Below are 6,656 nucleotides of genomic sequence, written 5' to 3' on the forward strand. Positions count from 1 at the left end.
AGATGACGAGGTGAGCTTATGGCTATCTTTAATCAACTTCCTGACAGTGTGCTTCAATGGTTGGCGATTTTTCTCTCCATCATTATTGAAGCTCTGCCTTTTGTCCTTTTAGGGTCTATTCTATCTGGTTTTATCGAGGTCTTTATCACTCCTGATATTGTGCACCGCTATTTGCCAAAGAATAAGTTTCTACGCATTCTTTTTGGAACCTTCGTCGGTTTCATTTTCCCTTCCTGCGAGTGCGGTATCGTACCGATTATCAATCGTTTTTTGGAGAAAAAGGTGCCCTCTTACACTGCAGTGCCCTTTCTAGCGACTGCCCCAATCATTAACCCTATTGTCCTTTTTGCCACCTACTCGGCTTTTGGTAATTCCTGGACCTATCTCTGGTTTAGACTACTGGGTGCAATTATTGTTGCGATTATCCTTGGTATCATGCTAGGTTTTGTGGTGGATGAAAATATTCTCAAAGAAAATGCCAAGCCTATTCATTTTCATGACTATTCTGACTTAAGTCTTCCTAAGAAGATTTTTGCGGCGCTTGCTCATGCTATTGATGAATTTTTCGATACTGGTCGCTATCTGGTCTTTGGGACCTTGGTTGCTTCTGCTATGCAGATTTACGTCCCAACTCGCATTTTGACCAGTATCGGGCATAGCCCTCTGACAGCTATTCTGGTTCTTATGCTCATGGCCTTTATCCTCTCACTTTGTAGCGAGGCGGATGCTTTTATCGGTGCCTCACTGGTATCAACCTTTGGTATGGGACCAGTCATGGCCTTCCTCCTTATCGGACCCATGGTTGATATCAAGAACCTTCTGATGATGGCAAAATCCTTCAAACCTCGCTTTATTTTGCAATTTGTTGGGACTTCAAGTCTGGTCATCATCATCTACTGCTTAGTTTTGGGGGTAATTTCATGATTCGATTTTTGATTTTGGCAGGCTATTTTGAGGTCATCATGTACCTCAATGTCACTAGAAAACTTAATCAGTACATCAACATTCATTACAGCTATCTAGCCTATATTTCCATGATTTTGTCCTTCATTCTTGCGGTGGTACAACTCATTATCTGGGTACGTAACCTCAAGATGCACAGCCATTTATCAGGGAAAATAGCCAAGCTGACCAGTCCGATGGTCCTGGTTTTTCCAGTCTTAGTTGGTTTACTTGTGCCGACTGTTACTTTGGACTCGACAACCGTGTCTGCCAAGGGTTATAATTTCCCACTGGCTGCTGGTTCTTCTGCCCAAACTGCTGCCGAAGATAATGTGTCTATCCAGTATCTAAGACCTGATACCAGCTCCTACTTTACAGCATCAGCCTATGATAAGGAAATGCGCAAGGAACTGAAAAAATATCAAGGAAGTGGCGATCTCGAAATCACCAGCGAAAACTACATGGAAGTCATGGAACTCATCTATCTTTACCCAGATGAGTTTATGGGACGAACCATTCGATACACTGGCTTTGTTTACAACGAACCAAATCACTCAGGCTATCAGTATCTCTTCCGTTTTGGAATCATTCACTGTATCGCCGACTCAGGTGTTTACGGACTCTTGACAACTGGTCTGACACAAACCTATGATGACAATACCTGGTTGACCGTCTCTGGACAGATCAGCCTCGAATACAACCAAGAATTGGGACAAAACCTCCCAGTTCTCCATATCACAAGCTCGCAGGCGACTGAGGAACCAAGCAATCCTTACGTCTACCGTGTCTTTTAAAGAAGAGGAATTCAGATTTAAAATCTGGATTCTTTTTTTCTAATCAAAACCTAGACTAGATTATCTCATATTCCTTTACCAAATACTTCTACAAATCAAATAATAGCAAGCATTAAAACGCTATCAAATTTTTATGTAAATTTTTAGAATTTTATTGACTTTTTACTACATAATAGATAATATGAAATTATTCTAACAGAAAGGTTTTATGAAAATGAAGAAAAGTACTTTTTTTAAGACATCGGCATCTGCTCTGCTCTTTTCCAGCCTCTTACTAGGCTCGGCTTTTGTAGCGGCGGATGACACCATAGATCAAACAACTGTATCTACAGTTGAACCGTCAACTACAGTAGTAACTAGCGAGGAGGCTACTACTGCTAGCTCTGAAGGCTCTGCTATTGATCAGACAAGCCAAGAAACAAGTTCAAATTCTCAGACTTTAGATGAGCAGGAAGTCAGTTCTGAAAGCACCAGTCAAACGGTAGCCTCTGAGAGTCAAGTGGTCACTTCCGAGACAGCCTCTCAGTCAGAAACTAGTCAAACAGATACTGCTAGTTCCGAACTTAGTTCAGAAGCATCAGCAAGTTCAACTGCCTCTGAAACTGAAGAGAAAAAATCCTTAGCAACTGATACTTTTTATCAAGTTGATGGCGTATGGTATGCTACTAACACCAATACAGGCTTTGCTACTGATGAAAATGGAGAAACCTATTATTACGAGTCTCACAGGAGATACCGTGGTCATGCCACTAACGTCCCTGATATGAGAGTAACTGTTAAAGTTGATGGAGGCATCTATCAACTGACGCCAACTGGGCAAAAGTATATCGGAACCTGGTCTAAAACCATGTTGGAAGGAGTCGATGAAAATGGGGACTTCCTCTTCTATACTTTCAGCTATGGTCCCTTTGACTATGCCAATCATCGTTTCCTAAAACTCATTGACAACCAACCTTATTATTATAGTAAAGAGAGGCAAATGGATGTTCCTGTTACCTTAAAGACTGTCGAGCGAACTTATTATTACTATAGGGAATTTGGTGGTCTCGTAATCAGCGATTTTCAGGTCGCTGAAGACGGCAAGACCTATTACTATAATTCTTATGGACTTCGTGTTTATAATAAATTCGCCTTGATTGGCGATGACTGGTACTATTTTGATGACGATGGACAAATGTTGATTGGGCGTCATATCATTGATGGTGTCGAGCATTATTTTGATAAGGATGGGATTGAAGCAAGGAACCGCTTTTCAACGCTTGAAGATGGTGTAACCTACTTCTTTAATGACCAGGAAGAAATCGTCTATAACGCCTTCGTTGACTATAGAGGTGAGACCTACTATGTTGATGCCAATAGTCAAAAAGTCACTGGTTACCAAACCATCGATGGTGTAACCTACTTCTTCGACCAGGATGGAAAGCTGGCTAAAAACCGCTTTGCTACTGATAATACAGGAACAACCTACTATTTTGACCAAAATGGACAAATCCTAAGAAACAGCCTAGCAACCTACAAGGGAGATATCTACTATCTTGATCAAAACAGTCAAAAGACAAGTGGTCTACTAACAATTGATGGCAAGACTTATTATTTTGGGCAAGATGGCAAAGCTTTTCAAAATCAATTTGTGGCAGATAGTGACCAAGCGCCCTACTTTGCTGATCAAAATGGACAATTTGTCTACGATCGCTTCTTCATGTATGAAGATAGCTGGTACTATATTGACAGTTCAGGTCACCGCTTTTCTGGAAGCCAAATCATTGATGGCAAGACCTTCCTCTTTGATCAAGACGGTCGTTGGTATTACCTTACTGAAGATGGTTTGAAAGTGATTGTGACTGCTGATCCTAGACAGGTCTTGCTAGATGGAGCCTACTATCATTACGATAAAAATGGAAAACGCATCCGCGGTCAAGTTTATGAGAATTCTGACGGAATTCCTTATTACTACGATAAAGAAGATGGTCACCTGATCAGTCAAGTCTATTATGGCGATGATTCTAGCTGGTACATTATCAACAATGGTAGCAAGGAACTTCTTACCGGAGTGATGGTTTTCAATGGAGAGAATATTCTCCACCTTGATGACAAGGGAATCCCAGTTAAGGGAGCCTTTGTCAAAGAAGATGATGGTAATCAATACTACTATGATAACAAGCAGGGCTATCGTGTCTATAACCAATTGATTTTCAATTGGACTAGGGAAAAAGCCGGCTATGTGGATGAAAATGGAATAAGAGCTACAAAACCATTTACATACAAGGATGGAATCTATGGTGCCGATGAAAACGGCTACTTGATTTATAGTGATTTTGCTGTTGACCCGACCGATGGTATGACTTATTACTATGGTTTTACTGGAAAACGTATTTATTCTAATACCATTCACTATAACAATAACCGTTACTATATCGATGAAAATGGACAAATTCTTAGAAATGGCTACCGCTATTCCTACTATTTTGATGAGACTGGAAAAGCAATCACAAATACATTTTTTGTCGACGAATATGGGATTGAGCGCTTTTATGGTAGTAATGGAAATCCGGTTCACAGTGCCTTCGTTGAGGTAGATGGAGAAACCTATTATATAAATGAATATGGGAGAAAAGTTACTGGACGCCAAGAAATTAAGATAGATGGCGTTTTACAAACCTTCTATTTCCAAGAAGATGGTCGTCAGTATCAAAGTACTCTCTTCACTACAGAGGATGGAACAGTCTACTATGCCTTTAATGACAAGGCTCTGATTGAACCCAAGACTGGTCTTTATTTTGATAAGAGTAAGGATCAGTGGGCAGCAATTGATGACCAAGGCAATATCACATACTACACACTGTCAAAAGGAACAAATACTGTCCAAGGTAGGACCTATTTTATCGATGAGTCAAACAATCCTATCAGAGGACAATTTGCTGAAGATGAAGCAGGTGTAAGCTATTATTACGATGCTCTAGGTGGTTACCGCGTCACTAATGACTTTATCGAAGAAAAATCCACTAATAAAATCTCTGACTGGTATTATCTCAATGATGAGGGACAAAAAGTGACTGGAACACAAGTGATTAACGGGCAAATACTCTTCTTTGCTCAGGACGGCAAACAAGTAAAAGGGGATTTCGCAGAAGATGAGTCAGGTATCAGTTATTACTATGACGCTCTAGATGGACACCGTGTTGTCAATTCATATATTCCTATTTATCCCAAAACCGTCTACGATAAAGATACAGCCTGGTATTATGTCAATGAGGAGGGACAAAAGGTTACTGGAACACAGGTGATTAACGGGCAAATACTCTTCTTTGCTCAGGACGGCAAACAAGTAAAAGGGGATTTCGCAGAAGATGAGTCAGGTATCAGTTATTACTATGACGCTCTAGATGGACACCGTGTTGTCAATTCATATATTCCTATTTATCCCAAAACCGTCTACAATAAAGATACAGCCTGGTATTATGTCGGTAAAGATGGAAAAAAATTGACTGGTGCTCAAACCATCGACGGCTATCATGTCTATTTTGATGAAAATGGGAAACAATTAAAAGCTGTCTTCAAAGAAGATAGCGAAGGAAACAGCTACTACTATAGTCCAGATAATGGTCATGCTTACAACCAAGGTTTCTTTAAAGTATACTCTCGATGGTATTATGCTAATCCAGATGGAACACTTGCAAACGGAAAAACCATCATAGATGGCAAGGAATACTTTTTCAAAAGAAACTACCAAGTTAAAGGCGGCACTGGTAGAGATGAAGATGGGCTCCACTACTACGATATCAATAGTGGTGAGAGGGTATATGAAAGCTCCAAATTTATTAAAGGAGAATCTGGTAACTGGTATTATCTCGATGAAAATGGAATTGCAGTTACAGGTAGCCAAGTTATCAACGGCCTCAACCTCTTCTTTAGTCAAGATGGCATACAAGCTAAAGCGGAATCCGCTATAGCAGAAGATGGTAATACCTACTACTATGATAAGAATGATGGTCATCTTCTGAGAAATGAGTTTTACTATGATTATGGCTGGTACTATTTCGATGAGAATGGTCAAAAAGTATTCGGTAGATACGAAATTGATGGAAAACAATATTATTTTTCACTTTATTATGGCTCTCAATACAAAAATGCCATTTTAACAGAAGACGATGGAAGTTACTTCTATGGCGAAGACGGGCAATTGCTAACGAATACTTACTTCAAATATGGCTTGGCTTGGTACTATGCAGGTCCTGATGGTAAATTATTAACTGGACACCAAACAATCAATGGGGAAGATGTCTTTTTCAATAAGAATGGTGTACAAGCCAAAGAGAACTTTGGATACGAAGAGGATGGTTCCGTATATTTCTATGATATTAATGGAAAACTCGTTCGAAACACATTTGTGTTCAAATATGAAAAATGGTACTACATAACCGAAGATGGCAGTCCTGCAAAAGGCCGCTATACTATTGATGGAGAAGAGTACTATTTTGATGAAACCAATTATTGGCAAGCCAAAGGAGTATTGATTACAGATACTGATGGTAATCAATACTACTACGATAAGAAAACTGGTCAACTCATTCGGAATCGTTTTCTTCAAGATACTTTAGGTTTGCTATATTATGCCGGTAACGACGGTCAATTCGCTAAAGGATTCTATACAATTGAAGGAAAAACCTACTATTTTTCTAAAAACTCAGGCTATCTATTAAAAAACTACACTGGTAGCATTGACGATAAACTCGTCAGCATTGATTCCAACGGCGTTGTAACCTTCCTATAAAACAGAAAAAAACAAGGTGGAAAATTCCACCTTGTTTTCATATATCTGATTTAGGGCTCTATAATTTCTGTAGTGGGTAAATCCACCAAGGAGATTGTAGGGCTTTTTGAATGTAGAAAAAAAGTCCCACATGACTTATAATGAAAAGC

3 protein-coding genes are annotated in these 6,656 nt (G+C 39.6%); all 3 read left to right on the forward strand.

Annotation, left to right across the window (positions count from 1 at the left end):
* Nucleotides 1–18 precede the first annotated feature (18 nt).
* The 3 genes from JOC28_RS06560 (at nt 19) to JOC28_RS06570 (ending at nt 6,507) form a co-directional block, all read left to right on the forward strand.
* Entirely contained in the window at nt 19–924 is a 906-nt protein-coding gene (locus tag JOC28_RS06560; protein ID WP_205009896.1) for a permease, read from the forward strand.
* The gene (locus tag JOC28_RS06565; RefSeq protein ID WP_205009897.1) at nt 921–1,736 is read left to right on the forward strand and encodes a TIGR03943 family putative permease subunit; all 816 of its coding nucleotides are present in this window, start codon (nt 921–923) and stop codon (nt 1,734–1,736) included. Before JOC28_RS06560 ends, JOC28_RS06565 begins: the two co-directional genes overlap by 4 nt.
* A gap of 208 nt (nt 1,737–1,944) precedes the next feature.
* Nucleotides 1,945–6,507, forward strand: coding sequence for a hypothetical protein (locus JOC28_RS06570; RefSeq protein WP_205009898.1), 4,563 nt, complete (start codon nt 1,945–1,947; stop codon nt 6,505–6,507).
* Nucleotides 6,508–6,656 lie beyond the last annotated feature (149 nt).

It is taken from the genome of Streptococcus loxodontisalivarius (assembly GCF_016908645.1).
Classification (GTDB): Bacteria; Bacillota; Bacilli; order Lactobacillales; family Streptococcaceae; genus Streptococcus; species Streptococcus loxodontisalivarius.